General features: G+C 67.3%; 26 protein-coding genes. 15 read left to right on the top strand and 11 right to left on the bottom strand.

The window, feature by feature from the left end; genetic code table 11:
* Nucleotides 1-69: 69 nt before the first annotated feature.
* Nucleotides 70-1,776 (bottom strand): methyl-accepting chemotaxis protein, encoded by a 1,707-nt coding sequence (locus BMW75_RS14385; RefSeq protein WP_092580227.1) that lies wholly within the window; start codon nt 1,774-1,776, stop codon nt 70-72.
* Between BMW75_RS14385 and BMW75_RS29870 the strand changes: the two genes are divergently transcribed.
* Nucleotides 1,748-1,882: a hypothetical protein gene (locus BMW75_RS29870; RefSeq protein ID WP_255376812.1), complete on the top strand. Its 135-nt coding sequence runs from the start codon at nt 1,748-1,750 to the stop codon at nt 1,880-1,882. The genes BMW75_RS14385 and BMW75_RS29870 overlap by 29 nt on opposite strands.
* A 171-nt stretch (nt 1,883-2,053) precedes the next feature.
* Here BMW75_RS29870 and sodB read toward each other — a convergent pair whose 3' ends face one another.
* On the bottom strand, nt 2,054-2,632 hold the full coding sequence (sodB, locus tag BMW75_RS14380; protein WP_056324270.1) for a superoxide dismutase [Fe]: 579 nt from the start codon (nt 2,630-2,632) through the stop codon (nt 2,054-2,056).
* A 224-nt stretch (nt 2,633-2,856) separates the two neighbouring features.
* Nucleotides 2,857-4,224: an exodeoxyribonuclease VII large subunit gene (gene xseA / locus BMW75_RS14375; RefSeq protein WP_092580226.1), complete on the bottom strand. Its 1,368-nt coding sequence runs from the start codon at nt 4,222-4,224 to the stop codon at nt 2,857-2,859.
* Between the two features lie 351 nt (nt 4,225-4,575).
* Between xseA and BMW75_RS14370 the strand changes: the two genes are divergently transcribed.
* The 10 genes from BMW75_RS14370 (at nt 4,576) to rpsT (ending at nt 12,735) form a co-directional block, all read left to right on the top strand.
* The gene (locus BMW75_RS14370; protein WP_092580224.1) at nt 4,576-5,199 is read left to right on the top strand and encodes a MotA/TolQ/ExbB proton channel family protein; all 624 of its coding nucleotides are present in this window, start codon (nt 4,576-4,578) and stop codon (nt 5,197-5,199) included.
* Nucleotides 5,196-5,609, top strand: coding sequence for an ExbD/TolR family protein (locus BMW75_RS14365; RefSeq protein ID WP_076520329.1), 414 nt, complete (start codon nt 5,196-5,198; stop codon nt 5,607-5,609). The genes BMW75_RS14370 and BMW75_RS14365 overlap by 4 nt, the downstream gene beginning before the upstream one ends.
* A complete protein-coding gene (lpxK, locus tag BMW75_RS14360) occupies nt 5,606-6,694 on the top strand; it encodes a tetraacyldisaccharide 4'-kinase (protein WP_092580222.1) in 1,089 nt (362 codons plus the stop codon). The genes BMW75_RS14365 and lpxK overlap by 4 nt, the downstream gene beginning before the upstream one ends.
* Before the next feature lie 69 nt (nt 6,695-6,763).
* A complete protein-coding gene (locus BMW75_RS14355; protein WP_092580219.1) occupies nt 6,764-6,946 on the top strand; it encodes a Trm112 family protein in 183 nt (60 codons plus the stop codon).
* 10 nt (nt 6,947-6,956) lie between these two features.
* Nucleotides 6,957-7,721, top strand: coding sequence for a 3-deoxy-manno-octulosonate cytidylyltransferase (gene kdsB, locus BMW75_RS14350; RefSeq protein ID WP_092580217.1), 765 nt, complete (start codon nt 6,957-6,959; stop codon nt 7,719-7,721).
* 91 nt (nt 7,722-7,812) lie between these two features.
* Nucleotides 7,813-8,469, top strand: coding sequence for an adenylate kinase (gene adk, locus BMW75_RS14345; RefSeq protein ID WP_076520325.1), 657 nt, complete (start codon nt 7,813-7,815; stop codon nt 8,467-8,469).
* A 134-nt stretch (nt 8,470-8,603) separates the two neighbouring features.
* Entirely contained in the window at nt 8,604-9,362 is a 759-nt protein-coding gene (locus BMW75_RS14340; RefSeq protein ID WP_092580215.1) for a 3-hydroxyacyl-CoA dehydrogenase, read from the top strand.
* A gap of 105 nt (nt 9,363-9,467) precedes the next feature.
* Complete coding sequence (gene murJ / locus BMW75_RS14335; RefSeq protein ID WP_092580213.1) at nt 9,468-11,027, top strand: murein biosynthesis integral membrane protein MurJ; 1,560 nt, start codon at nt 9,468-9,470, stop codon at nt 11,025-11,027.
* A gap of 195 nt (nt 11,028-11,222) precedes the next feature.
* Complete coding sequence (locus BMW75_RS14330) at nt 11,223-12,182, top strand: FecR domain-containing protein (protein ID WP_092580211.1); 960 nt, start codon at nt 11,223-11,225, stop codon at nt 12,180-12,182.
* A 289-nt stretch (nt 12,183-12,471) separates the two neighbouring features.
* Entirely contained in the window at nt 12,472-12,735 is a 264-nt protein-coding gene (gene rpsT / locus BMW75_RS14325; protein ID WP_043542310.1) for a 30S ribosomal protein S20, read from the top strand.
* 125 nt (nt 12,736-12,860) lie between these two features.
* Here the strand turns inward: rpsT and BMW75_RS14320 are convergent, their stop codons facing one another.
* Entirely contained in the window at nt 12,861-13,778 is a 918-nt protein-coding gene (locus BMW75_RS14320) for a LysR family transcriptional regulator (RefSeq protein ID WP_092580209.1), read from the bottom strand.
* A gap of 114 nt (nt 13,779-13,892) precedes the next feature.
* Between BMW75_RS14320 and lysA the strand changes: the two genes are divergently transcribed.
* A complete protein-coding gene (lysA, locus tag BMW75_RS14315) occupies nt 13,893-15,125 on the top strand; it encodes a diaminopimelate decarboxylase (RefSeq protein ID WP_092580207.1) in 1,233 nt (410 codons plus the stop codon).
* 105 nt (nt 15,126-15,230) lie between these two features.
* Here the strand turns inward: lysA and garL are convergent, their stop codons facing one another.
* The 5 genes from garL to BMW75_RS14290 form a co-directional block, all read right to left on the bottom strand.
* Nucleotides 15,231-15,998 (bottom strand): 2-dehydro-3-deoxyglucarate aldolase, encoded by a 768-nt coding sequence (gene garL, locus BMW75_RS14310; RefSeq protein ID WP_076520319.1) that lies wholly within the window; start codon nt 15,996-15,998, stop codon nt 15,231-15,233.
* 83 nt (nt 15,999-16,081) lie between these two features.
* Entirely contained in the window at nt 16,082-17,827 is a 1,746-nt protein-coding gene (araD, locus tag BMW75_RS14305) for an L-arabinonate dehydratase (RefSeq protein WP_076520318.1), read from the bottom strand.
* 71 nt (nt 17,828-17,898) lie between these two features.
* Nucleotides 17,899-19,011, bottom strand: coding sequence for an Ldh family oxidoreductase (locus BMW75_RS14300; RefSeq protein WP_092580205.1), 1,113 nt, complete (start codon nt 19,009-19,011; stop codon nt 17,899-17,901).
* A 48-nt stretch (nt 19,012-19,059) separates the two neighbouring features.
* Nucleotides 19,060-19,776 carry a FadR/GntR family transcriptional regulator gene (locus tag BMW75_RS14295; RefSeq protein WP_175493173.1) on the bottom strand — a complete coding sequence of 239 codons (717 nt, stop codon included), beginning with the start codon at nt 19,774-19,776 and terminating at the stop codon, nt 19,060-19,062.
* 188 nt (nt 19,777-19,964) lie between these two features.
* Complete coding sequence (locus BMW75_RS14290) at nt 19,965-20,894, bottom strand: dihydrodipicolinate synthase family protein (protein ID WP_092580201.1); 930 nt, start codon at nt 20,892-20,894, stop codon at nt 19,965-19,967.
* Nucleotides 20,895-21,175: 281 nt separating this feature from the next.
* On the opposite strand from BMW75_RS14290, the gene BMW75_RS14285 reads away from it, so the two are divergent.
* The 3 genes from BMW75_RS14285 (at nt 21,176) to BMW75_RS14275 (ending at nt 24,298) form a co-directional block, all read left to right on the top strand.
* On the top strand, nt 21,176-22,177 hold the full coding sequence (locus BMW75_RS14285; RefSeq protein ID WP_092580408.1) for a Bug family tripartite tricarboxylate transporter substrate binding protein: 1,002 nt from the start codon (nt 21,176-21,178) through the stop codon (nt 22,175-22,177).
* A gap of 74 nt (nt 22,178-22,251) precedes the next feature.
* Complete coding sequence (locus BMW75_RS14280; protein WP_092580199.1) at nt 22,252-23,223, top strand: Bug family tripartite tricarboxylate transporter substrate binding protein; 972 nt, start codon at nt 22,252-22,254, stop codon at nt 23,221-23,223.
* Between the two features lie 118 nt (nt 23,224-23,341).
* Nucleotides 23,342-24,298, top strand: coding sequence for a 2-hydroxyacid dehydrogenase (locus BMW75_RS14275; protein ID WP_092580197.1), 957 nt, complete (start codon nt 23,342-23,344; stop codon nt 24,296-24,298).
* A gap of 177 nt (nt 24,299-24,475) precedes the next feature.
* Here the strand turns inward: BMW75_RS14275 and BMW75_RS14270 are convergent, their stop codons facing one another.
* Entirely contained in the window at nt 24,476-24,700 is a 225-nt protein-coding gene (locus BMW75_RS14270; RefSeq protein WP_092580195.1) for a hypothetical protein, read from the bottom strand.
* 196 nt (nt 24,701-24,896) lie between these two features.
* The gene (locus tag BMW75_RS14265) at nt 24,897-25,676 is read right to left on the bottom strand and encodes a sulfite exporter TauE/SafE family protein (RefSeq protein WP_076520312.1); all 780 of its coding nucleotides are present in this window, start codon (nt 25,674-25,676) and stop codon (nt 24,897-24,899) included.
* Between the last annotated feature and the right edge of the window lies 1 nt (nt 25,677).

Below are 25,677 nucleotides of genomic sequence, written 5' to 3'. Positions count from 1 at the left end.
AGGTTGCTAACCTTACCATCCCGTCCTGACCCGTAGCCGAAAGCCCGCTCCCGTCCGGACCGCCCGGCGTCAGAAGGACGACCAGTCGTCCTGTGCCGCGCTCGCCAGCGCGGGCCGGGCCTGTGCCGGCCGCGCCGCAGGCTTGGCGGGCTTGGGCGCCGCGATGGGCTCGGCCGGCATCAGCCGCGCCTGCGCCTGCCGCGCGGAGCCGCCAGCCGCTTCCACCTTGAAGCGGCGCACCTCCTGCGCCAACCGGTTGGCCTGCTCCTGCATGCTGCCGGCGGCCGCCGCCGCTTCCTCGACAAGGGCGGCGTTCTGCTGGGTCACCGAGTCCATCTGCGAAACGGCCTGATTGACCTGCCCGATGCCCGTCGACTGCTCTTCCGACGCGCCCGCGATCTCGCGCACCAGGGTCGCGACCTGGCGCACGCTGTCGACCACTTCGCGCATGGTGCGCCCGGCTTCGTCGACCTGGCGCGTGCCGCCTTCAACGCGCGTCACGGACTCGTCGATCAGGGCCTTGATCTCCTTGGCGGCCACCGCGGAGCGCTGCGCCAGCGTGCGCACCTCGCCCGCCACGACGGCAAAGCCGCGTCCTTGCTCGCCCGCGCGCGCCGCTTCCACGGCGGCGTTGAGCGCCAGGATGTTGGTCTGGAAGGCGATGCCGTCGATCACGCCCGTGATATCGGCGATGCGGCGCGAGCTGTCAGAAATCGCGCTCATGGTCTGCACCACGCCCTGGACCACCTCGCCGCCGCGCACGGCCACGGTCGATGCCTGATTGACCAGGCGATCGGCCTCGCTGGCGTTGTTGGCATTCTGCTGCACCGTGCTGGTGAGCTCCTCCATGGACGCGGCGGTCTCTTCCAGCGAAGACGCCTGCTCCTCGGTGCGCTGGGACAGGTCGGCATTGCCCTGCGCGATCTGCGACGAGGCCGAGGCGATGCTCTCACAGCCGTCGCGCACGTCGCGCACGATGCGCGCCAGGCTTTCGTTCATGGCCTTGAGCGCGCCCATCAGATCGCCGGTCTCATCGCGCGTGGAGACGCGGATATCGGCCGTCAGGTCGCCCGCCGCCACCTGGCGCGCCGCGGACACCGCCTCGCCCAGCGGCCGAACGATGCCGCGCGTCACCAGCCAGCCCAGCAGCATGCCGATGGCCACACCCGCCACCGCCAGGGCAATCATGATGGCGCGAACCGTGCCGTAGAGCTCCGTGCCTTCCTGCACAGAGGCCTCGGCGGACTTTTCCTTGCTGACCGCCAGATCGGTCATCAGGTCGTCGAGCTTCTGCGAGGACGCGATCAAACGCTTTTCGATCTCGGCCACGCGCGGGTCGTTCTGCGTCAGGGGCTGCGACTTGGCCGCCTCGAAAAAGGCGCTGACCTCGCGCTTCCACACCTGTTCGGTTTCGCCGAACTGCGCAAGCAATTGCCTGGTCTGCTCCGCGTGGAACGTGGCGGCAGCCTTGTCGCGCAGCGCATCCATGTTCCTGACCGCATCATCGAACTGCTTGCGCAGCGCCTGCCGCTCCTGCTCGGAGGACGCGGCCATAAATGCGTTGCGCGCGCGGCCCGCGTAGATGAGGTGAAGGTTGGCTTCCTTCAGATCCGAGATGCCGCGCAGCTCGGAGTCGTAAAGCCTGTCGTTCATGGCATTGATGCGCGCCAGCCCCCAGACGCCGAAGGCGCCAATCGCACCACCAATTACCGCAACCAGTAAAAACGCGCCCGTCAGGCGAGCGCCAATGCGCATCCCCGAAAATAACCGCAACATGCTTTCTTTCCCTGTGGTCACCCCGGCGTGTCGCGGCGTTGCCGCAGCCATGCGCTCCGAGGTGCAGCCGCTGGCCGACGGCAAAGATATCGACCCTTTGACCTAGGGCTAACCCTGAAGAAAAGCCTGTTACCGGTTCAGTTCCCTGTAATGAAATCAACACGCAAGGGGGATTTCCGAAACTGAATTTTTCCTGAATGAAAAACCCCTCGCCGGGGCGAGGGGTTTTGGTCACGGGACGCAGCGCCAGCGGCGCGGCGAGGTCCGCAAATGCCGTTCAGGCAAAGTTCTTGGCGGCGAAATCCCAGTTCGCCAGGGCCCAGAAATTCTCCAGGTACTTGGGACGCGCGTTGCGGTAGTCGATGTAGTACGCGTGTTCCCAGACATCACAGGTCAGCAGCGGCTTGTCGGCCGTCGTGAGCGGGGTGGCCGCGTTGCTGGTGTTGACGATGTCGACCGAGCCATCGGCCTTCTTGACCAGCCAGGTCCAGCCCGAACCGAAGTTGCCGGCGGCCGACTTGTTGAAGGCTTCCTTGAAGGCGTCGAAGCTGCCCCACTTGGCGTTGATGGCGTCAGCCAATGCGCCCGTCGGTGCGCCGCCGGCCTTGGGAGCCAGGCTGTTCCAGTAGAAGGTGTGGTTCCAGACCTGGGCGGCGTTGTTGAAAATGCCACCCGAGGACTTCTTCACGATGTCTTCCAGCGACAGCGTTTCGAATTCCGTGCCCGGGATCAGGTTGTTCAGATTCGTGACGTACGTCTGGTGATGCTTGCCGTAGTGGAACTCCAGCGTTTCCTTGGAGATGTGCGGCGCCAGGGCGTCGAGTTCGTAAGGCAGGGGGGGAAGAGTATGTGCCATGTGAGGGTTCCTTCTGTTGAGAGCACGATCAAGCCGTTCAATTGTATCGGCAACTAATGAGGATACCGTGTTAACCCCGCGCTGGCGCGGGGTTAAGGGACACATGGTTATGCGTTCGGTGACCGAGTCTTCGCAAACGCTACGGCGCTCGGCCTGGTACGAAGGCCCCGCGCGGCACACGGCGTGAAGACGCACCGCTTTCGAGCCGCAGGCCGCCCGGCGCGTCAGCCGGCGTCGCGTGTCTTGCGGGTCTGCTGCACGAGCACGTGGGCGCCGCCTTGGGCGAAGCTCAGGTCCAGCGGCTGGCCGGCCGACAGGGTCGCTGCGTCTCGCACGATGCGGCCCTCGGCGTCGCGCGCGATGGCGTAGCCGCGCGCCAGCGTGTTGCCCGGATCAAGGGCGCGCAGCTGCGCGCCGGCGGCGGCCAGCCGGACACGGCCCTGGGTGAGCAGGCGCGCCTGCGCCAGGCCCAATTGCCGCACGGCGCCCGCCAGTCGATCCGCGGCGCGTGCCGTGTCGGGAACACGATGCGCGAGGCGCTGGGCAAGCAGGTTGACGCGCGCGGCGCGCCGGCCTTGCGGCGCCGCCCAGGCCGACGCCAGCCGGAACCGCAGGCTGTTGAGCCGTTCGCGTTGATGCTCCAGCCGCTGGGCGGGAGACACCAATTGCCCGGCCGCGCGGTCCAACCGCTGCGCGGCGCGCTCCAGCCGCCGCTGCTGGCCGCGCGCCATGGACTGCGCGGCCTGCAAGACCTGCCCCAGCAGCTCCGAGCGCGGGGCGCAGGCCAGTTCCGCCGCAGCGGTAGGCGTGGGCGCGCGCAGGTCGGATACAAAATCCACGATCGTGAAGTCGGTCTCGTGCCCCACGCCGCTGATGACGGGAATCTCGCTGACCGCGACCTGGCGGGCCAGGTCCTCGTCGTTGAAACTCCAGAGGTCTTCGATGCTGCCCCCGCCGCGCACGATCAGCAGCGTGTCCACCTCGGCCCGCTGATTGGCCATGCGCACCTGCGCGGCCAGCCGGGCGGCGGCGTCCGCCCCCTGCACCGGAGCCGGGTAGATGATGACGGGCACCTGGGGCGCGCGCCGGGCCAACGCGGAAAGGACGTCCCGCAACGCCGCGGCATGCAGCGACGTGATCACGCCGATCGCCCGCGGCAGGCGCACGGGCTCGCGCTTGCGGGCCGGATCGAACAGGCCCTCGGACGACAGTTGCTCTTTCAGGCGCAGGAACGCCTCGTACAGATTCCCTAGTCCGGCCCGCCGCATGGCGTCAGCCTGCAACTGGAAGTCGCCCCGGGGTTCGTACAGCGACACTCTCGCCCGGATTTCGACCTGGTCGCCCGCACGGGGCACGAAACCCACCGCGCTGGCGCGGCTGCGGAACATGACGGCCCGCACGGCGGCGCGGCTGTCCTTGAGCGTGAAGTACCAATGCCCGGAAGCCGCCTGCGTGAAGTTGGATATCTCGCCGCGAACCCACAGCGCCGGGATGCTCCGCTCCAACAACTGCCCCACTGCTTGATTAAGCTGGGCAACTGTAAGGATATCCCGCGCGAATGCGTTGTTTGTGACTGAGAATTCAATTGTCATGGGGCTTTCCGATGCGAACCTGTCCACAGGGCAAGCGTAGCGGGCCGCAATGATACCGCGTCACCAGGAATTTGCAGCAACGGTCCCGAAAGCAAGCATTTTCGGTGCAAGCGTCTGATTTTTATACGTTATTTATCAAATGAAAGCTGCACGCATTTGAATCAAACAAGCGCAAGCCCTGTGCCCATAAGCCTTCCGGCTGAGTTCTACACAGAATTATCCACAGTTTCTGTGGATAGTTTCGGGATCACCCCGCCTTGCCACGCGGGCGCGGCGCCGTTACAGTTTCGGCTTGTTCAGATGCCACTGCGCGCCTCCACGGCGCCTTCGGCTCCTCAGGAGTTGACCGCTTTGCTTTCCATTCTGCGCGAGGCCGGCTGGCCCATCTGGCCCCTGCTGGCGACATCCGTGCTGGGCTTGGCGCTGATCTTCGAGCGCTTCCTGTCCCTGCGCCGCAACCTGGTCCTGCCGCGTGGGCTGAACGACCAGGTCGCCGACATGCTGCGCAATCACCAGGACACGCCGGAAGCGATCCACCGGCTGGAGCGCAATTCGCCGCTGGGCCGCGTGCTCGCCGAGGTGATGCGTCACCGGCACCTTCCCCGCGAAGAGCTTCGCAACGTGGTCGAGGACGCCGGCCGCGCCGTCGCGCACGACCTCAGCCGCTATATCTCCGCCATCGGCACCATCGCCGTCGTCGCGCCGCTCATGGGCCTGTTCGGCACGGTGGTCGGCATGATCGAAATCTTTGGCTCGTACACGCCGGGCGGCGGCGACCCGGCCCAACTGGCGCGCGGCATCTCGATCGCGCTCTACAACACCGGCTTCGGCATCCTGATCGCCATTCCCGCCATGATCGCCCACCGTTATCTGCGCAGCCGCGTGGACGGCTACCTCAGCGCCATGGAACAGGCGGCGTCGCGCCTGATTCGCGCCGTCGCGCCGGCCCGCGCTCCCCGCGAGGCACGTCCATGAATTTCCGCGGATCCCGGGGCGACCGCGACGAGCTCGACATCAATCTGATTCCGCTCATCGACGTCCTGTTGGTCATCCTCATCTTCCTGGCTGCCACGACGTCCTTCACCCGTTTCACGCAGTTGAAGGTGACACTGCCGCAGGCGTCGTCCGAACAGGACACGCCCCCCGCCCTGGAAGTGGCGGTCAGCCAGGATGGCCGCTACGCCCTGAACGGCACCCTCATCGACGTCGCGACGCCGCCCGAGATCGCCGACGCCCTGCGCCAGGCCGCGGCCGGCAAGACCGAGCCGCTCGTCATTATCAACGCCGACGCCCAGGCCACCCACCAGTCCGTGATCAACGTCATGGAAGCCGCCCGCCTCGCCGGGATCGGCCGCGTCAACTTCGCCGCCCAGACCAACCGGTGAAAACCAGACGCGCATCACTGCTGGCCCGCCAATGGCAGCGCGGCGGCTGGCTGTCCACCGCCTTGCGTCCCCTTTCCGCGCTCACCGCCTGGGCGGTCGCGCGCAAGCGGGCCCGCTATGCCAGCGGCGCCAAGACGCCTTACCGGGCGCCGGTGCCCGTGGTCGTGATCGGCAACATCTACGTGGGCGGCACCGGCAAGACCCCGATGGTGATCGCCACCGTCGAAGGCCTGCGGGCGCGCGGCTACACGCCGGGCGTGGTCAGCCGCGGCTACGGGGTCAAGGTCGGCCCGCACCCGCGCGTGGGACTGGGCGAACTGGAAGCGGCGCGCTTCGGCGACGAACCCGCGTTGATCGCTCGTGCCACGGGCGCACCCGTGTCCATCCACCCCAAGCGCGCCCTCGCCGCGCAGGCGCTGCTGCAGGCACACCCCCGCGTGGACGTCATCGTCTCGGACGACGGCCTGCAACACCTGGCCCTGGCGCGCGACATCGAAATCGTGGTGCAGGACCAGCGCGGCGTGGGCAACAGCCGCCTGCTGCCCGCCGGCCCGCTACGTGAACCCGCCAGCCGCCTGGCCGACGTGGATGCCGTGGTGACGAATACCGGCACGCCCCCAGACAACCCCGGCCCGCTGGTCGCCGGACGTCCGCGCCAGGTGCGCATGTGGCTGGAACCGGGCGAGGCCCGGCATCTGGACGGACGCGCCACGCGGCCCTTGTCCGCGTTTGCCGGGCAGGCGCGCATCGCGGCCGCGGCGGGAATCGGCAATCCCGAACGCTTTTTCACCACGCTGCGGGCCGCCGGCATCACGCTGTCGGCGACCCTTCCCCTGCCCGACCACCACGCCTACGCCACGTCGCCCTTCCAGGGCCTCTCGGCCGACGTGATCCTGGTGACTTCCAAGGACGCCATCAAATGCGGGGCGCTCAACGACGCGCGCTTGTGGGAGGTCCCGGTGCGGGCCGCATTTTCCGATCCGGGCCTCTTCGACTGGCTGGCCGAGGCCCTGCAAGCGTGCAAGCGCGGCGGCAACGGGAGGCAGAATGGGGGCCGGAACAGTGGGCGCAAGTCCCCGGGCTGACGCGCGTCCCAGGGCCCTGCCCGCGCGCGGGGCGCTGTCCAGGCGCAAAACTGTTTTAGAATCGCGGTCATGGAATCCCGCCTTCTCGACATCCTCGTTTGCCCCTTGTGCAAGGGCCGCCTAGAACACGACCGGCAACAGGCCGAACTGATCTGCCGTGCAGACCGGCTGGCCTTCCCCGTGCGCGACGGCATCCCGGTCATGCTGGAGTCGGAAGCGCGCGCGCTGGACGACGCCGCAGCCCCCCGCTGAACGCCGCATCGTGAGCTTCATCGCCATCATCCCGGCGCGTACCGCCTCGACCCGCCTGCCCGACAAGCCGCTGGCCGACATCGCAGGCAAGCCCATGGTCGTGCGCACCGCCGACCGTGCAGCGCTGTCGCGCGCCTCGCAGATCCACATCGCCACCGATGACGTCCGCGTCCAGCAGGCCGCCCAGGCGCATGGTCTGCACGCGCTCATGACCCGCGGCGACCATCCCACGGGCACCGATCGGCTGGCGGAAGCGGTCGAGCAGCTCGGCCTTCCGGACGACGCGATCGTCGTCAACGTGCAAGGCGACGAGCCCCTGATCGAGCCCGAGCTCATCGATGCCGTGGCTGCCAAGCTGCAGGCCTACCCTCAGGCCGACATCGCCACCTGCGCGTGCCCGTTGGCCGACGCCGAATCGCTCTTCAATCCCAACGTCGTCAAGCTGGTGTGCGCCGCCGACGACCGCGCGCTTTATTTTTCGCGCGCACCCATCCCCTGGGCGCGCGATGCGCTGGCTGGCGGCGAACGCGTGCTGGCGCCGGGCCTGCCCGCCTGGCACCACATCGGCCTTTACGCCTACCGCGCGTCGTTCCTGCGCCGCTTTCCGACCTTGCCGCAAGGCGCGCTGGAAAGGTTCGAGTCGCTCGAGCAGCTGCGCGCCATGGAACACGGTCACACCATCGTCGTACACCGGGCGTCGACGCCTCCTGCCGGCGGGGTAGATACCCCGGCGGACCTGGAGCGCGTCCGCTTGATCTACAGCAAATCGATATAAGGGTTATTTCGCATGGCGCAGCCCCGCATTGGCTGCTGCGTTGCGGCATAATCCCCCGGATCACAAAAAATAAACCCCTTCAGGAGCACTCATGCGTCTCATCTTGCTCGGACCCCCCGGCGCCGGCAAAGGCACCCAGGCCGCGTTTCTTACGCAGCACTTCGGCATTCCCCAGATCTCCACCGGCGACATGCTGCGCGCCGCGGTGAAGGCGGGCACCCCGCTGGGTATTGAAGCCAAGAAGGTCATGGACGCCGGCGGCCTGGTTTCCGACGAGATCATCATCGGCCTGGTGCAAGACCGCCTGAAGCAGCCCGACTGCGCCAACGGCTACCTCTTCGACGGCTTTCCCCGCACCATCCCGCAGGCCGACGCGCTCAAGAGCGCCGGCGTCAAGCTGGACTACGTCGTGGAAATCGCCGTGCCCGAAGAAGACATCATCGAACGCATGAGCGGACGCCGCGTGCACCAGCCCAGCGGCCGCAGCTACCACGTGCGCTTCAACCCGCCCAAGACCGAAGGCAAAGACGACGTCACCGGCGAAGACCTGATCCAGCGCGACGACGACCGCGAGGAAACCGTGCGCCACCGCCTGTCGGTGTACCGCGAGCAGACGCGCCCCCTGGTCGACTACTACTCGGCCTGGGCGCAGCAGGACTCCGCCGCCGCCCCGAAGTACCGCAAGATCTCGGGCGTGGGCGCGGTCGACGAAATCAAGACGCGCCTGTTCGAAGCCGTTCAAAGCTGATCGGCGCCTCGATGGCCCACAGGCCTTCGGCGCCGGCCGGACGCACCGCGTTCCGGCCCCGGCCCGAAGGCCTTGTCGCATCCGGCGCCCGGCGCGCCGCCCTCCTTCCCTTGAACTGATCTGGTGGTACACACATGGAAATCGCGAACAAGGTATTCATCGTTAGCGGCGGCGCATCCGGCCTGGGCGCCGGCACCGCGCGCATGCTGGTCGAAAATGGCGCCAAGGTCGTCATTGCCGACCTGCAGGACGAGCCGGGCGAAGCCCTGGCCAAGGAACTCGGCCAGCGTTACGTGCATTGCGACGTGACGCAGGAAGCGGACGGCAAGAAGGTCGTGGCCGCCGCCCTGGAACTCGGTTCGCTGTTCGGCCTGGTCAACTGCGCGGGCGTCGCACCCGCCGCGAAGATCGTCGGCAAAAATGGCGCGCATTCCCTGGACCTGTTCCAGAAGGTCGTGTCGATCAACCTGATCGGCAGCTTCAACATGATGCGCCTGGCCGCCGAGGCCATGAGCGCCAATGCGCCCGAGCCCACCGGCGAACGCGGCGTGATGATCAACACCGCATCGGTCGCCGCATTCGACGGCCAGATCGGCCAGGCGGCCTATGCCGCCTCCAAGGCGGGCGTGGCCGGCATGACGCTGCCCATCGCGCGCGACCTGGCCAAGACCGGCATCCGCTGCATGACCATCGCCCCGGGCATCTTCGGCACGCCGATGATCTTCGGCATGCCGCAGGAAGTGCAGGACTCGCTGGCTGCCAGCATCCCCTTCCCCGCGCGCCTGGGCCGCCCGGAAGACTACGCCAAGCTGGTCCACAGCATCATCACCAATGACATGCTCAACGGCGAAACGATCCGTCTGGACGGCGCCATCCGCATGCCGCCCAAGTAATGCAGGTCCGAGGCCGGCCCACATCGTGGGCCGCCTTTCGGGCGGCCGGCATTCCGTCCCCCTGGTCGCGGCGACCCGGCCCGCCTTTTCTCCAGTAGTACATCCATGAGCCTGTTTCGTTCGGCGGCCACGGTCAGCAGCTTCACGTTGCTGTCCCGCATTTCCGGCTTGGTCCGCGACATCCTGGTGGCCCGCGCGTTTGGCGCCGGCCCCATTACCGACGCCTTCTGGGTTGCCTTCCGCATTCCCAACCTGCTGCGGCGCCTGTTCGCCGAGGGCGCCTTTGCCCAGGCCTTCGTGCCCATCCTGGGCGCCGCGCGCAACAACCGATCCGAAGAGGAAGTGCGCACGCTGCTCGACCGCGTGGCCCTGCTGCTCACCGCCGCCCTGATGCTGGTCACGCTGATCGGCATCGTCGCGGCGCCCTGGGTGGTGTCGGCCATGGCCAGCGGCCTGCGCGGCGCGGCGCGCGACACCGAATTCGGCGCGGCGGTCTGGATGACGCGGATGATGTTTCCCTACATCCTCTGCATGTCCCTGATCGCCTTCGCGTCCGGCGTGCTCAACACCTGGCGCCGCTTCGCCGTCCCCGCATTCACGCCGGTGCTGCTGAACCTGTCCATGATCGCTGCCTGCATCTGGCTTGCGCCGCGCATGGACGTGCCGGTCTATGCCCTGGCCATCGGCGTCATGATAGGCGGCGTGGCGCAATTGGCGGTGCAATGGGCGGCCCTGGCGCGCCTGGGCCTGACCCCGCGTTTTTCGCTGCGCTTCGGCCAGGCCTGGGCCGACCCCACCGTGCAGCGCATCCTCAAGCAGATGGCGCCCGCCACGCTGGGCGTATCCGTGGCGCAGATATCCCTGCTCATCAACACCAACATCGCGACCTGGCTCACGCCGGGCAGCGTCACCTGGCTATCGTTCGCCGACCGCCTGATGGAATTTCCCACCGCGCTCCTGGGTGTGGCGTTGGGCACGGTCCTGCTGCCCAGCCTGTCCGCGGCGCACGCGCGAGACGACCATGGCGGGTACAGCGCGCTGCTGGATTGGGGCCTGCGCCTGGTGCTGCTGCTGGGCCTGCCCGCCGCGGTTGGGCTGGCCATGCTGTCCGACGGACTGGTCGCCACGCTGTTCCACTATGGCGCCTTCAACGCGCAGGACGTGCTGCAGACGCGGCTGGCCGTCATTTCGTATTCCGCCGGCCTGATCGGCCTGCTGTCGGTCAAGATCCTGGCGCCCGGGTTCTACGCCAAGCAGGACATCCGCACGCCGGTGAAGATCGCCATCATGGTGCTCGTGGTGACGCAGTTGCTGAACCTGGCGCTGGTGCCGGCCCTGGCCCACGCGGGGCTCGCCCTGGCCATCGGCCTGGGGGCCTGCCTGAACGCGCTGGCGTTGCTGATCGGGCTGCGCCGCCGCGCGGTCTATGTGCCCCAGGCCGGGTGGCTGGCGTTCGCCCTGCGCCTGGTGCCTGCCCTGGCGGGGCTGGCGGCGCTGCTGTGGTACGCGGACTCGCGGATCGACTGGATTGCGCTGCAGGCGCACGCCGGCCAGCGCGCCGCCCTGCTGGCAGGCGTGCTGGCCGCCAGCGGCGTCGTGTACTTCGGATTGTTGTTACTGTTTGGATTTCGCCCCAGGGACTTCGGGCGACGTCCAAAGCAGTAATTCCGCCCGTTCGGCTTACATTCCGCTTGAAAAGCCGGCCAAACGCCGGCTTTTCGCATTAATTTCGTCAAGAATTGACAAGCGGGCCGTAATCTTTGGTAAAAAACCTTTATTATTTAAAAATTGCCACTGAGAGGACCCCCCGCGGCCCCCGGCCTGCGGGAACATGAAGTGAAGTACGCCCAAGGACAACCCATGGCGGACCAGGTGATCAATTGGCTGCTGCTGCTGCGCTCCGGCAAGGCGACGGCCCAAGACTACAACGACTTTCTGGCTTGGCGAGCGGCCGACCCTGTCCATGAGAACGCCTGGCAGCAATTGACCGGCACTCTGGCAGGATCGTCGTTCGGCCGGCTTGGCGACGCCTACGCCACCGGCAGCGGGGCGGGTGCCCCCCAACCGTTGATCCCTCCTCCGCCGACCCTCGTGCCCCCGCGCCGCCGTTTCCTGGCAGGCACGCTTGCGCTCGTCGGTACCGGCGCCTGCGCCGCCTATGTCGGCAATGCCTTCTACCCCCTGAACAACGTGGCCGCCGACGCCGCCACCGCCACGGGAGAACGCCGCCGCTACCTGCTGTCGGACGGCAGCCAACTGTTGCTGGACGCCCGCAGCCGCGTCAACCTCGATTTCACGCCCGCATACAGGCAGGTCCGGCTGCTCGACGGCGCGGTCACGGTGTCCGTGGCGCCCGACGCCCGGCGCCCCTTCCTGGTCCAGACCGCGCAGGGCACGGTACGTGCCCTGGGCACGCGCTACATGGTGCGCCAGCAGGCCCAGCGCACGGTGGTGGTGGTCCACGAACACGAAGTCGAGGTAGAGACCATGTCGGGCGCGCACGGCACCGTTCGCGCCGGCACCGGCGCCCGCTTCGACAACGCCCGGATGGACACCCCGCGCGCCGAGCTCATGGCCGAGGCCGCCTGGGAATCCGGCTGGGTCGAGGCCCGCGGCCGTCCGCTGGCCGAGGTCGTCGCCGCCTTGCGCCCCTACCGCAGCGGCTCGCTGCGCGTCTCCATGGCGGCCGGCGGATTGCCCGTGTCCGGCCATTTCCCGCTTGACGACACCGACGCGGCGCTGGACAGCCTGCAGGACCAGATGCCCATCCAGGTGCGCCGGTTTACGCCCTGGTTCGTCTCGATCAACGTCGCCGCCTGACAACGGCAACGCGGGGCGGCATGCCGCCGGGCCCGCTTCCGTTGTATAATCCGCACGGTGTTTTTATCCAGTGTTTTTACCCGTATTTTTACCCAGTAGGCGCCGCGCATTTTCCTCAAGGTTTCAAGAGGATCAGACGCAAGGGTTCTCCAACCCGGGAATTCTTCCCAGCAGCGCCCTCCCGCCCGGTTGACGGGCGCTCCATCGGTCAAAGCAACATTAAAAGCTTGCATTCCCCTCGGGACTTGCTACAATGTTCGACTTTGCCGAATTCAACTTACAAAGCAACATGGCCAATACCGCCCAAGCCCGCAAGCGCGCTCGCCAATCCGTTGAGCGCAACAAGCACAATTCCAGCCTGCGCTCGATGCTGCGCACCGCCATCAAGCGCGTTCGCCAATCCATCGCCGCTGGCGATAAGGCTGCGGCTGGCGAAGTGTTCCAGAAGGCCACCAGCGTGATCGATCGCGTGGCCGACAAGAACATCATCCACAAGAACAAGGCCGCTCGCCACAAGAGCCGCCTGGCTGCCGCCATCAAGGCGCTGGCCTAAGCCATTCTGCCGCCCCGCTTTCGGGGCGTCACGAATACGGCAAATAAAGAAGGATGCCCACGGGCATCCTTTTTTGCTGTCTGCGCGCTGCGGGCGCACCATCGGCGCCCGCCCTGCCCATCCCGCTACGTACCCTCCTCTGCCGCGAGCCTGGCTTCGATGGCGGCGGCGGCCTCGCGCAGCGAGGCCATGAAGGCGACGACGGGCGGATTGCCTGGCCGGTGTTCCGGAAACACCACGTTGACGCGGAACGGAAACGAACGCGTCAACGGCCGGATGTGCAGCCCGCGCCCGGCAAAGTCCAGGGCCGTGAGCGGATTCACGATGGCCAGCCCGAGTCCCTGACGCACGAACGTGCAGACGGACACCGCGGTGGGGGTTTCGACGATGGATCGGGGCAGCACGCCCGCCTGGCCGAAGGCTTCGTCGATCTGGATGCGGTAAGGGTCGCTGGCGGACAGGCTGACGAAGGCCTGGCCTTCGAAATCCTGCAGGTCCAGCGCCATCCGGGCCAGGAGCGGATGGCCGTCCGGCAGCACGCAGACCTCATCCACCTCCAGCAGCAATTCCAGCCGCGTGCCTGCGGGCGCCGTATCGTGCTCGGTGAGGCCCAGGTCATAGCGCTGCGCGGTCAACCACTCTTCAAGCAGCGGCGATTCCTGTGTTTCCACGGACAGGCTCACGCCGGGATGACGGCCATGGAAGCGCCGGAACGCATCGGGCAGGATGGAATGGGAAAACGCGGGCAAGGTGATCACCGACAATTGCCCTTCTCGGAAAGCTCTTAGGCGAACGGCGGCGGACGCCACCCGCTCCAGGCCGGCGTAGGACTGTCGCACCTCTTCAAAGAGCGCCAGCGCCGGCATCGTGGGCCGCAGGCGCCCCGCGATGCGCTCGAACAACGCAAAGCCGATGGTCTGCTCCATGCGGGCCAGTTCGCGGCTCACGGTTGGCTGCGAGGTGCTGAGCAGGTCGGCCGCCTTGGTCACGCTGCCAGTGATCATCACCGCGCGGAAGACTTCGATGTGTCGATGCGTCAGCATCGCTCGCCCCATATCAGGAATGAATGGATCTGGAAAATCAAAGCATTTTACTGGATGGGCCGATTTAGGCATCATGCCGCCTTTGCTTCCATTTCCTCAAGGTTCCGACACGCCATGGCTTTCGATCCGCGCCAACTCACCCAACTTGCCGCCGAACATGGCACGCCGCTCTGGGTGTACGACGCCGCCGTCATCCGCGAACGCATCGCGCAACTGCGCCGCTTCGACACGATCCGCTACGCCCAGAAGGCGTGCTCCAACCTGCACATCCTGCGCCTGATGCGCGCGGAAGGCGTGGTGGTGGATGCGGTGTCCCTTGGCGAAATCGAGCGCAGCCTGGCCGCCGGTTTCGACCCGCGCAGCGAGCCGGAAGGCATCGTCTTCACGGCCGACCTCATCGACCACGTCACGCTGGCGACCGCGCTCAAGCACGGCATCACCGTGAACGCCGGGTCCCTGGACATGCTGTCGCGCGTGGGCCAGGCCTCGCCCGGCCATCGCGTCTGGCTGCGCATCAACCCGGGCTTCGGGCACGGCCACAGCAACAAGACCAACACCGGCGGCCCGCAAAGCAAGCACGGCATCTGGATCGGGGACGTGGCCGAGGCGGTCGCCATCGTCCGGCGCCACGGGCTCAAGCTGGTCGGCGTGCACATGCATATCGGTTCGGGCGTCGACTACGGCCACCTGTCCAGCGTGTGCGATGCGATGGTGGACGTGGTGAAGTCGCTGGACCACGACATCGAAGCCATTTCCGCGGGCGGCGGCCTGTCGATTCCGTACCGCGACGGCGAACCGCGCATCGATTGCGACCACTACTTCGAGCAATGGGATGCCGCACGCCAGCGCATCGCGCAGTATCTTGGCCACGCCATCCGGCTGGAGATCGAACCGGGGCGCTTTCTCATCGCCGAATCCGGCGCACTCGTCGCCGAAGTGCATGCGATCAACCGGCGGCCGGAGCGCGACTTTGCGCTGGTCGATGCGGGCTTCAATGACCTGATGCGGCCGGCCATGTATGGCAGCTATCACAGGATCTCGGTGCATGCGCCGGACGGCAGCGTGCCGCAGGATGCGCCCGAGACGCGCATCGCGGTGGCCGGCCCGCTGTGCGAGTCCGGCGACGTGTTCACCCAGAATGAAGGCGGCGTCATGTCCGATCAATTGCTGCCGCGCCCGCGCATCGGCGACTTCATGGTGTTTCACAACGCGGGCGCCTACGGCTCGTCGATGTCCTCGAACTACAACAGCCGGCCGCTGGCGCCGGAGGTGCTGCTGGACAAGGGCGAGGCGCGGCTGATCCGCCGCCGCCAGACCATTGCCGAATTGCTGGCGCTGGAAGCCTGAGGCGTCCGATCGCCCTGCCCCGAGGGCCGGACACGTCGAATGTCCGGCCGGGCGCGGGGCTTGCCACCAGCGCCCGCCACAGCGCGGGCCATGGCGCGCGACCTGCTAGGTCGGAAACGCCTCGCGCAATGCGAAGGTGGCCTGCTTGAACACCCCCAGGTCGGTTCCGACGGCCACGAAGTGCATGCCCATGTCCAGATAACGGCGCGCATCGGCGTGGACCGGCGCGAGAATGCCCACGGCCTTGCCCTGGGCCGTCACGCGCTGGTAGAGATGACGGATCGTTTCCTGCACCTCGGGGTGGCCCGGATTGCCGATATGGCCCAGCGCCGCGGCCAGGTCGGACGGGCCGATGAACACGCCGTCCACGCCTTCGACCGAGGCGATCTCGTCCACGGCTTCGATACCCGGCCGGCTTTCGATCTGCAGCAGCACGCAGATGTTGTCGTTGATCGTCTGCAGGTAGTTGGGCACCGTTCCGTAGCGGTTGCTGCGCTGCGCGCCCGCGACGCCGCGCATGCCTTGCGGCGGATAGCGCGTGGCGGCCACCGCGCGGCGCGCGTCCTCTTCGGATTCGATAAAGGGAATCAACAGGTTGTAGAACCCGATATCCAGCAGCCGCTTGATCTCGACCGGGTCGTTCCAGGACGGGCGTCCGACGGCGGCGCTGGCGCTGCCCTGCAGGGCCTGGAGCTGTTGCAGGAACATCGGCACTTCATTGGGCGAATGCTCGCCGTCCAGGAGCAGCCAGTCGAAATCCGCCAGCCCGACGAGTTCGGCGGTGATGTGGCTGGACATGCACATCCAGAATCCGATGAGGCGCTCGCGGGCCAGGATGCGTTGCCGGAAGCGATTGGGTAGAGGGGAGTTCATTGCCGCCTTCGTGTCAGGGATAACAGGAAAAGTGCCGCTGATGCGATGGCCGGACCGCCGGTGACGGGGTGCGGCCATCCCGGTCAGTGGATTTCGGGCTCGCCCGCGGGCGCCGCGCGCTCCTCGGACTGAAGAAAATCGAAGTCGCAGCCGGTGTCCGCCTGGCCGATGTGCTTGAGATACAGGACGCCATATCCGCGCTCGAAACGCGGCGGCGGCGCCTGCCAGGCGGCGCGGCGCTCGGCCAGTTCCGCGTCCGGGACCAGCAGGTCCAGCCGGCGGTTGGGCACGTCGAGCGCGATCCGGTCGCCGTCCCGCACCAACGCCAGCGGCCCGCCCACATAGGCTTCGGGCGCGACGTGCAGCACACAGGCGCCGTAGCTGGTGCCGCTCATGCGCGCATCCGAGATGCGCACCATGTCGCGCACGCCTTGCTTGAGCAGTTTCTGCGGAATCGGCAACTGCCCCCATTCGGGCATGCCGGGCGCGCCTTGCGGCCCGGCGTTCTGCAGCACGATGACGCTGTCGGCATCCACGTCCAGATCCGGGTCGTCGATGCGCGCGGCCATGTCGTTGTAGTCCTTGAACACGACGGCGCGCCCCGTATGCACCTGCAGGCGCGCTTCCATGGCGGGCGGCTTGATCACCGCCCCATCGGGCGCGAGATTGCCGCGCAGCACCGCCAGGCCGTCGCGTTCGATGAGCGCCTGCGCGCGCGGGCGGATCACGTCTTCGTTGAAGACGCGCGCGCCCGCGATGTTCTCGCCCAGCGTGCGTCCATCCACCGTGCGCTGCGCCGTGTCCAGCAGGTCGCCAAGCTGCGCCAGCAGCGCGCGCAGGCCGCCCGCGTAGTAGAAGTCTTCCATCAGGTATTTGCCTGCCGGGCGCAGGTTGGCCAGGACCGGCGTGGTGCGCGCCAGATGATCGAAACGATCCAGGTCCAGGCCGAAGCCGCTGCGGCGCGCCATGGCGATCAGGTGCACCACGGCGTTGGTCGACCCCGCCAGCGCCAGCACGGTGCGCACCGCGTTGTCGTACGAAGCCGCGGTCAGCAGGTCCGACGGCTTCAGGTCTTCCCAGACCATCTCGACGATGCGCTTGCCCGTCAGGCTGGCCATCTGGGCATGGCGCGAATCCGGCGCGGGGATCGACGAGGCGCCCGACAGGCACAGGCCGAGGGCCTCGACCGCTCCCGTCATGGTGGACGCCGTGCCCATGGTCATGCAGTGGCCCGGCGACCGCGCAATGCCGTCCTCCACGCCCTGCCAATCTTCCTCGGTGATGTTGCCGGCCCGCAACTCGGCCCAGTACTTCCAGGTGTCGGAGCCCGACCCCAGCGTGTTGCCATTCCAGTTGCCGCGCAGCATGGGCCCGGCCGGCACGAAGATCGTGGGCAGGTCCATGGACACCGCGCCCATGATGAGCGCGGGCGTGGTCTTGTCGCAGCCGCCCATCAGCACGCAGCCGTCGGCCGGATACGAGCGCAGCAGCTCCTCGGTTTCCATGGCGAGCAGGTTGCGGTAGAGCATCGTCGTGGGCTTCTGGAAGGGCTCGGACAGGCTCATCGCCGGCATTTCCACCGGAAAGCCGCCCGCCTGCCAGATGCCGCGCTTGACCTCTTCGACGCGCTGCTTGAAGTGGCTGTGACAGGGGTTGATGTCGCTCCAGGTGTTGATGATGGCGATGACCGGCTTGCCGGCGTAATCGGAGCGGTGATAGCCCATCTGGGCGGTGCGCGACCGGTGGCCGAAGGACCGCAGGTCCTTCACGCCATACCAGCGGTGGCTGCGCAGGTCTTCGGGTTTCTTGCGCTTGTCGGAATGGCTCATGTCTCGTTTCCTCTGCTCTTGGGCGGGGTCAATGCATGTTCATACCATAAGACGCCGAATCAGACGCCGAATCAGGCGGGATCCAGCAGGTACGGCGTGCCGGCGCGCTCGCAGATGCCGCGCAGGCGTTCGGCCAATGCCGCGGAAATCGGGATGCCCTCGCGCAGCCGGCGCGCGCGCTCGGCGGCTTCGGGCTCGCCCGCCACCAGCACGGGCTCGGACGGATCGGCCGGAGGCGTGTCGTGCATCGCGTCGATCATGTCGTCCATGTCGGATTCGAAGGAACCCGAGGCGCGGAAGGCATCGGGATTGAGCGCAAGGAAAAAATGGCCGACGTCGTCGGGTTCGCCGGGACGGCGCGTGGCCGCGCGCCGGGCCGCGAACGCGCTGCCGCTGAGCGTGCCGCCCAGGATCTGCGCCATCATCGCCAGCCCGTAGCCCTTGTGGCTGCTCATGGCGGACGTGCCGCCCAGCGGCGTGAGACCGCCTTCGGGATGCTTGAAGATGAATTGCATGGCGGCGTTCGAGTCGGTGACCGGCGTGCCTTGCCCGTCCACCGCCCAGCCCGGCGGCAGGGGCTTGCCCAGGAAGTCGTAGACCTTGACCTTGTTGGCCGCCACGGTCGTGGTGGCCATGTCCAGCACGAAGGGTTCGTTGTAGGCGGCCGGCGCGCCGAAGGCGATGGGGTTGGTGCCCAGCATCGGCATCGCGCCGCGCGTGGGCACCATGATGACGCCGTTGGCGCTGCTGGTGACCAGTCCCACCACGCCGCGTTCCACGGCGATACGCGCGTACACGCCCGCCGCGCCGAAATGATGCGAATTGCAGACGGAGACAGCGCCCACGCCGTGTTCCAGCGCCTTGTCCACCGCCAGGTTCATGGCCTGGGCGGCGACCGGATAGCCCAGGCCGCCCATGCCGTCGATCAATGCGCTGGCGCCGCCGTCGCGCACCACGCGGGCGCGCGCGTCGAGCCGCAGCGTGCCCGCGCGCCACTTTTCCTCGTACGCGGGCAACATTGAAATGCCATGCGAATCGATGCCCAGGAGATCCGTGCGCGCCATTAGGCCCGCCGTCGTATGGGCCAGGTCTTCGGCCATGCCCCAGGCCATCAACACCTGCAAAATCTGTTCGCGCACCTGCTCCACCGGCACGGCCGTGACGCTTGCTCCGTTCCCTGGCACTGTCTGTCTCCTGTTGTCGTTGTGGGGTGGCGGGCGGCGGCAACGGCGTCAGTCTCGGTCGCGATCGACCAGCCTGTGCCGGGCCTGGCCCAGATGGAATTGCATGGCGACGCGCGCGCGCTCGCCGTCCTGTTCGCGGATGGCGTCCAGGATGGTGGCGTGCTCGTCCACGACGCGCTGTGCGCGCTGGCGCGAGCCGGTGCGCGTCAGGTTGAGCGTGAGCCGCATGAAGCCGCTGATGGATTCATGGATGCTTTCCAGCACGCCCAGGTAGAAGTCGTTGCCGCTCGCCTCGGCGATGCTGGCGTGAAATGCGAGGTCCGCTTCCGCGGACACCTGTCCGCTTGCCAGCGTGGCGGCGAAGGCCTCATGGGCCTCGGCGATCCTGGCGAGCTGTTCGTCGGTGCGCCGCAGGGCCGCCAGGCGGGCCGCGTCGCCTTCGAGCGCCACGCGGACTTCCTGGGCACGCAGATAGGCGCCCACATTCTGCACGTCGTTGAAGGCCTTCAGGCGCGGCGCGGGCTGATGGCTCACGAACGTGCCCAAGCCCTGGTGCGCGGTGATGAGGCCATCGGCGCGCAGCCGCAGCAAGGCCTCGCGCACCACCGGCCGCGACACGCCGTGGCGTTCGGATATTTCGTTTTCGGACGGCAGCTTGTCGCCGACGTTCAGCCCGCCGGACACGATCTGTTCGAAGATCTGGCCGTAAAGCTGGTCCGCCAGCCGCACCCGGTGGCCGCGCTCCAGCGCCGGCGCGGCGGGCAGCTCCGGCTCGTCGGGCGCGTGCGGCGCGGGCTGCGGGGATGCTTTGGGTCGAGCCACGTAACCTCCTGGTAGTAGGGCCTGTCCACGCGCGGGGAACAGGCCCTGGGCACTGCGGCGACGCGCGGACGGCGCTCATCGTACCGTCATTGCGCCTCGCCCGCGACGCGGCCAGGCCGCGCCGCGCCGGCTCACGCCGTGGCGGCCTCGCGGTCCCAGGCGGCGAGCGCGCGTGCCACAGGCGCGACACGCTCGCGCTCGGTGCTCGAAATGCCGGTCAGGAGCGGCAGCATCGGCCCCATGTCGGCCACGCCGGACAGCGTCACGGCGTCGTGCAGCACGCGAATCGGGCTGATGCTGTCGCGGCAATCTTCCAGCCCGAGGTACTGCTCGCGCACGGCCTCGGCTTCATCGTAGCGGCCCTCGCGCAGCAGATGCAGCAGACGCATCGAGCCGCGCGGCGCCACGCACACCGAACCCGAGGTAAAGCTCTTGAGCCCGAATTCGCGGTAGTGGACGATGGCGGGGCGCTCGCCGATGCCGCTCACGACCCAGCGCGAATCCACGGCCTGCAACAGGGCCGACAGGTAGGCATCCTCGGCGGGATCGTCGCGCACGACCGCGTACTTGAAGGCCACCAGACGCCCTTCCTCGATGAGGCGCGCCGCGGTTTCCGGGGCCAGGTAGTCGGCCGACTTGATGTACACGACGGCCGGCTTGCCCAATGCATCCGTGAAGCGGCGCACGCCGTCGGCCAGTCCGGCGTCGGTGTACGGAAAGGACATGGGCAGCAGCATCGCCGTCGGGAAGGCGCGCGAACGCAGGATCGCGGCCTGGTCCATCATCTTGCCGTAGTCGGGGCCGACCGAAGGCAGGATCCACGTGTCCGCGCCCGCCAGGCCGGCCAGCATGTCCACGATGCGCGCGTATTCGCTCACACCCACGTTGTAGAAGTTGGCGTTGCCGCCGTACATGACGTTGCGCACGCCGCCCGCTTCCAGGTGGCCCAGCAGCGTCTTGTTGGCCGCCTCGTTCAGCGACAGGTCGGCGTTGCGCGCCAGGGGCGGCACGGCGATGACCGAACGCTGCAGGTCCTGGACGGTGACCGGGGAAGTTTTCATGGACGGGCTCCTGGCTGATGGGGTGAAAGCGGTTGAATGCGGTTGGATGCGGGTGAATCCGGATGAATCCGGTTGATCGCGCTTGTCAGATAAGCAGGGTGAAAAAAGTATACTTGGTTGACAAGCAATAGCTCAATACCTATATTTGTTTTACAAGTTGATCGGCAGCATCCAGTCGCATGAGGCGCGGGCCGCATGCGGCTTCAAGCTCCCGGCACGCCGGGAGCGGAATACCCCCAGAAACGATGCGCGGCCACGCGCACACCGAGGAGACGAATTCCATGCATGCAGCCCCTGTGCGAGGCCGGTTCTTTGCGGCCGCCCTGCTGACGGCCACCGCCTTTGTCCTGCCGGCCGCGCCGGCGCTGGCGGACTACCCCGAGCGCGAAGTCAGGATCGTCGTGCCCTTCCCCGCGGGCGGCACCGCGGACATTGCCGCGCGCGTCGTGGCGGCGGAACTGGGCAAGCGCTGGAACAAGCCCGTGGTCGTGGACAACAAGGCCGGCGCGGGCGGCAACGTCGGGACGGCCGAAGCCGCCCGCGCCGCGCCCGATGGCTACACCCTGCTGATGGGCACGGTCAGCACGCACGCCATCAACCAGTCCGTCTACGCCAAGCTGCCCTATGACCCCGTCAAGGATTTCGTGCCGGTGACGCTGGTGATCCCGGTACCCAACATCCTGGAACTCAACCCCAAGTTCGCCGACAAGCACGATATCCGCACCGTGGCGGACCTGATCAAATACCTGAAAGCCAATCCGGGCAGCGTCAACATGGCGTCCACCGGCAATGGCACGTCCACGCACCTGTCGGGCGAACTGTTCCAGAGCATGACCGGCACGCGCATGACCCATGTTCCCTATAAAGGGAGCAGTCCCGCGCTGACCGATGTGATGGCCGGGTCGGCCGACCTGATCTTCGACAATCTTCCGTCTTCCATGGGATTCATCAAAGGCGGCAAGCTGCGTCCGCTGGCCGTGACCACGCCCCAGCGGTCGCCGGCGCTGCCCGACGTGCCCACGATGGCCGAGGCCGGCGTGAAAGGGTACGAGGCATCGAGCTGGTTCGGCCTGCTGGCCCCGGCCGGCACGCCGCCGGACATCGTCCAGAAGGTCCAGGGCGACGTGGCCGCCGCCTTGCAGCAGGAGTCCGTGCGCGCACAGCTCCAGGCCCAGGGCGCGACGCCATCGGGCAATACGCCCGCTCAATTCAAGCAGTTCATGGCCCAGGAAACCGTCAAGTGGGCCGACGTTGTGAAGAAATCCGGCGCCAAGGTCGACTGACCCGGCGCCGATCCGGGCCCGTGCGCAACGCGTGAGCGGCGGGCTCTTCATCATTACGCGAACCAGGAGACACCATGAACAAACTGATCAGCGCCGTATTCGCGGCGGGCGCCATTGTGCTTGGGTCGCCGGCAGCCCACGCTGCCGGTTACCCAGAAAAGCCCGTGACCATGATCGTGCCCTTCGTGCCCGGCGGGTCGTCCGACATCACCGCGCGTTCGGTCACGCCAGCGCTGTCGAAGATCCTGGGACAGACCTTCGTGGTCGAGAACAAGCCCGGCGCCAACAGCGCCATCGGCGCGCAGGCGCTGGCCCGTTCCACGCCCGACGGCTACACCATGATGGTGGGATCCATCGGCACCTTCGCCATCAATGAGGCCCTGTACAAGAACCTGGCCTACAACCCGAGCAAGGACTTCACGTACCTGACGCAGGCGGTCCGCAATCCCAACGTGCTGGTCGCGGCCACGTCCTTCCCCGCCAACACGGTGGCCGAACTGGTCGACTACGCGAAGAAGAATCCCAACCGCGTGTCGTACGCCTCGTCGGGCACGGGTTCGTCGGATCACCTGTCGGCCGTGCTGTTCCGCCAGCGCACGCAAAGCACCGGCGTCGACGTGCCTTACAAGGGTGGCGGCGCGGCCATCGCCGACCTCATCGGCGGGCAGGTCAACGTGTCCTTCCAGAACCTGGGCGCGGTGCAGAATCACATCAAGGCGGGCAAGCTCAAGGCGCTGGCGATCACCGGCGACACCCGCGCCAAGGACCTGCCCGACGTGCCCACGCTGGCCGAGACCGGCATCAAGGACATGGTCGTGTATTCCTGGCAAGGCTTTGCCGTGCCCAAGGGCACGCCGCAGGCCGTCGTGGACAAGCTGGCCGATGCCCTGCGGACCGCCCTGCGCGAGCCGAAGACCGAGCAGACGCTGCAGGGCCTGGGCTTCGAAGTGGTGGCCAACACGCCGCAGCAGTTTGCCGATTTCCAGCAGGCGGAAGTCAAGCGCTGGAAGGACGTGATCCAGAAAGCCAACATCCAGCTGGAATGAAGCGTGGGATAGTCCGCGCGGCCCCGGGTCCGATCGCCTGCGATCGCGGCCCGGGGCCTGCAAGACTCGCGCTTGAATCAAGTAGCATGAAGCCTTCGCCACCCAACCGTACGACAACATGACCACCAAGCAACGCATCATCCAGGTCGGCTCGCTGGCCGGCTCCCCTTCCGCCAACCAGCGTCTGGCCGACGGCTACGACGTCATCGAATTGTGGAAGTACCCGGATCGCAAGGCCGCCCTGGCCGAGCATGGCAAAGGCGTCACGGCCGTCGTCACGTCCGCGAATTTCGGCGCCAATGCCGAGCTCATCAACGCGCTGCCCGACCTGAAGGCCATCTGCAGCTGGGGCGTGGGCTACGAGACCATCGATGTCGAGGCGGCGCGCAAGCGCGGCGTGCTGGTGAGCAATACCCCCGACGTGCTGACCGACTGCGTGGCGGATCTGGCCTGGGGCCTGCTGATCGCGGGCGCCCGCCGCATGGGCCAGGGCGAACGCTTCGTGCGCGCCGGCCAATGGGGGCAGGTGCACGGCAGCATACCCCTGGGCCTGCGCGTCAGCGGCAAGAAGCTCGGCATCGTCGGCCTGGGCCGCATAGGCGAAGCCATCGCCAAGCGCGGCACGGGTTTCGACATGGACGTGCGTTATCACAACCGCAGGAAGCGCGAAGACGTTTCGTACGGCTACGAAGCGTCGCTGACGGACCTTGCCAAGTGGGCCGACTTCCTGATCGTGGCCACCGTCGGCGGCCCCAGCACGCGCCACCTGGTGAACCGCGAGGTGCTCGAGGCGCTGGGTCCCAAGGGCATCATCGTCAACATCGCGCGCGGGCCGGTCATCGACGAGGCCGCGCTGGTCGCCGCCCTGGAAGCCGGCAAGCTGGGCTGCGCCGCGCTCGACGTGTTCGAGCATGAGCCCAAGGTGCCCGAGGCGCTGATCAACAGCGACAAAGCCGTGCTGCTGCCGCATATCGGCAGCGCCACCGAGGAAACGCGCCTGGCGATGGAAAACATGATGCTGGACAATCTGCGCTCGTTCTTCGAGACCGGCAGCGTGATCACGCCGGTGGAATAAACCGCGCGCGGCTTCGCGCCCCGATCCGTGGCCGCCCCGGCGGCGCGGAGGCGCGCTTGAAGCGGATACGAAAAAGCCTCTCGGCGCCCATACCGAGAGGCTTTCGACTTTCCGGCCCCCGCGTGTCCGGTCAGTCCATATTGCGCAAAGGAACGTGGGCGTGGCCGCCCGGTGCGCTTACTTCGTCGGCGCCATGGCGCCGGACTTGTTCATGCTGGCTGCGCCCGACTTGTCCGCCGAGTGCTTGGCGGAAGACTTGTCGGATTTGTGATGCTTGTGGTGCGCCTGGGACTTGGTTTCGCCGGACTTGGCGCCGGCCGCAAACGCCGAGGGCGCCGCAGCAAGGCCAAGGCACAAGGCCGAGGTGGAAAGAAACGCAGCAATGCGGGAGTGAGTCGTCATTTGGTGTACTCCTGGTTGGTGAAGGCCTGTGGCCTTTTGCCGATACGGGGCAGCAAGGTTGCCGCAATTCCCGTATGCGGTTTGAAGCTGGCCGGTCCAGAAGGTTCAACGCGGAAAAGATTTGTTGCCCGACGCTGCGCGCGCTTGCTGCCCGAAGCGGCCGCCCGGCCTAACAGGACCGGGCAGCGGGCGGCCATCACCCCTCGAACGCGAGCAGCGCAACCGTTGCGAACAGCATGAGCGCGAAGCAGGCTCTCAGCTTGCGTTCAGGAAGCCGGTACGCAAGCCGCACGCCGATGGGCACGAAGATGAGGCTGCCGATGGCGAGCGGCGCGCCGATCATCCAGTTGGCCTGCCCCGCCCAGGTATACGTGATGAGCGCGATGGTGGAGCCCGGGATCACCATGCTGAGCGCGAGCGCCTGCGCGGCAGTCTGGGGCAGGCGGAAGACGGACGTGATGATGGGCACGGCCAGCACCGCGCCGCCCACGCCGAAGAATCCGCCCAGCGTGCCGCACAGGATGCCCAGCACGCTCGCGCGGCGCGGCGTGAAGGCGGGCGCGGCATGCGTGGCCGGCGGCGCGCGGCGTGCGGCCGGGCGCGATGCGCGCCACGTCTGCCAGACGTAGAACAGGGCGATGAAAAAGAGGAACACCGCGAAGCTCTGGCGCAGCAGCGTCGAATCGATGCCCAGCGCCAGTTGCGCGCCCACCCACGTGAACACCACGGCGCCGGCGGCGCCTGCCAGCGCGACGCGCTTGTCGATGCGTGTCTGCTGGTTGTACTTGCGCACCGCCATCATGATGGTCGGCAGGACCATGATGAGCGCGGTGCCCTGCGCAAGCTGCTGAGACATCCCCATCAGCAGGACCAGCGCCGGAATGGCGATCAGCCCGCCTCCGATGCCCAGCACGCCCCCCATGAAACCAATCAGGCCGCCGGCGGCCAGGCATGCGGCGATAACGAACAGACTCAAG

This window comes from Achromobacter sp. NFACC18-2 (genome assembly GCF_900108985.1).
Taxonomy (GTDB): Bacteria; Pseudomonadota; Gammaproteobacteria; order Burkholderiales; family Burkholderiaceae_B; genus Achromobacter.
This window is presented reverse-complemented; position numbering and strand designations above follow the sequence as displayed.

What these genes read in the sequence shown, in the direction of transcription:
- BMW75_RS29870 (WP_255376812.1), top strand. Translation starts at nt 1,748, where the DNA reads ATGCGCATCCCCGAAAATAACCGCAACATGCTTTCTTTCCCTGTGGTC.
- BMW75_RS14385 (WP_092580227.1), bottom strand. Translation starts at nt 1,776, where the DNA reads ATGTTGCGGTTATTTTCGGGGATGCGCATTGGCGCTCGCCTGACGGGC.
- sodB (WP_056324270.1), bottom strand. Translation starts at nt 2,632, where the DNA reads ATGGCACATACTCTTCCCCCCCTGCCTTACGAACTCGACGCCCTGGCG.
- xseA (WP_092580226.1), bottom strand. Translation starts at nt 4,224, where the DNA reads ATGACAATTGAATTCTCAGTCACAAACAACGCATTCGCGCGGGATATC.
- BMW75_RS14365 (WP_076520329.1), top strand. Translation starts at nt 5,196, where the DNA reads ATGAATTTCCGCGGATCCCGGGGCGACCGCGACGAGCTCGACATCAAT.
- BMW75_RS14355 (WP_092580219.1), top strand. Translation starts at nt 6,764, where the DNA reads ATGGAATCCCGCCTTCTCGACATCCTCGTTTGCCCCTTGTGCAAGGGC.
- adk (WP_076520325.1), top strand. Translation starts at nt 7,813, where the DNA reads ATGCGTCTCATCTTGCTCGGACCCCCCGGCGCCGGCAAAGGCACCCAG.
- BMW75_RS14340 (WP_092580215.1), top strand. Translation starts at nt 8,604, where the DNA reads ATGGAAATCGCGAACAAGGTATTCATCGTTAGCGGCGGCGCATCCGGC.
- murJ (WP_092580213.1), top strand. Translation starts at nt 9,468, where the DNA reads ATGAGCCTGTTTCGTTCGGCGGCCACGGTCAGCAGCTTCACGTTGCTG.
- BMW75_RS14330 (WP_092580211.1), top strand. Translation starts at nt 11,223, where the DNA reads ATGGCGGACCAGGTGATCAATTGGCTGCTGCTGCTGCGCTCCGGCAAG.
- rpsT (WP_043542310.1), top strand. Translation starts at nt 12,472, where the DNA reads ATGGCCAATACCGCCCAAGCCCGCAAGCGCGCTCGCCAATCCGTTGAG.
- BMW75_RS14320 (WP_092580209.1), bottom strand. Translation starts at nt 13,778, where the DNA reads ATGCTGACGCATCGACACATCGAAGTCTTCCGCGCGGTGATGATCACT.
- lysA (WP_092580207.1), top strand. Translation starts at nt 13,893, where the DNA reads ATGGCTTTCGATCCGCGCCAACTCACCCAACTTGCCGCCGAACATGGC.
- garL (WP_076520319.1), bottom strand. Translation starts at nt 15,998, where the DNA reads ATGAACTCCCCTCTACCCAATCGCTTCCGGCAACGCATCCTGGCCCGC.
- araD (WP_076520318.1), bottom strand. Translation starts at nt 17,827, where the DNA reads ATGAGCCATTCCGACAAGCGCAAGAAACCCGAAGACCTGCGCAGCCAC.
- BMW75_RS14290 (WP_092580201.1), bottom strand. Translation starts at nt 20,894, where the DNA reads ATGAAAACTTCCCCGGTCACCGTCCAGGACCTGCAGCGTTCGGTCATC.
- BMW75_RS14285 (WP_092580408.1), top strand. Translation starts at nt 21,176, where the DNA reads ATGCATGCAGCCCCTGTGCGAGGCCGGTTCTTTGCGGCCGCCCTGCTG.
- BMW75_RS14280 (WP_092580199.1), top strand. Translation starts at nt 22,252, where the DNA reads ATGAACAAACTGATCAGCGCCGTATTCGCGGCGGGCGCCATTGTGCTT.
- BMW75_RS14275 (WP_092580197.1), top strand. Translation starts at nt 23,342, where the DNA reads ATGACCACCAAGCAACGCATCATCCAGGTCGGCTCGCTGGCCGGCTCC.
- BMW75_RS14270 (WP_092580195.1), bottom strand. Translation starts at nt 24,700, where the DNA reads ATGACGACTCACTCCCGCATTGCTGCGTTTCTTTCCACCTCGGCCTTG.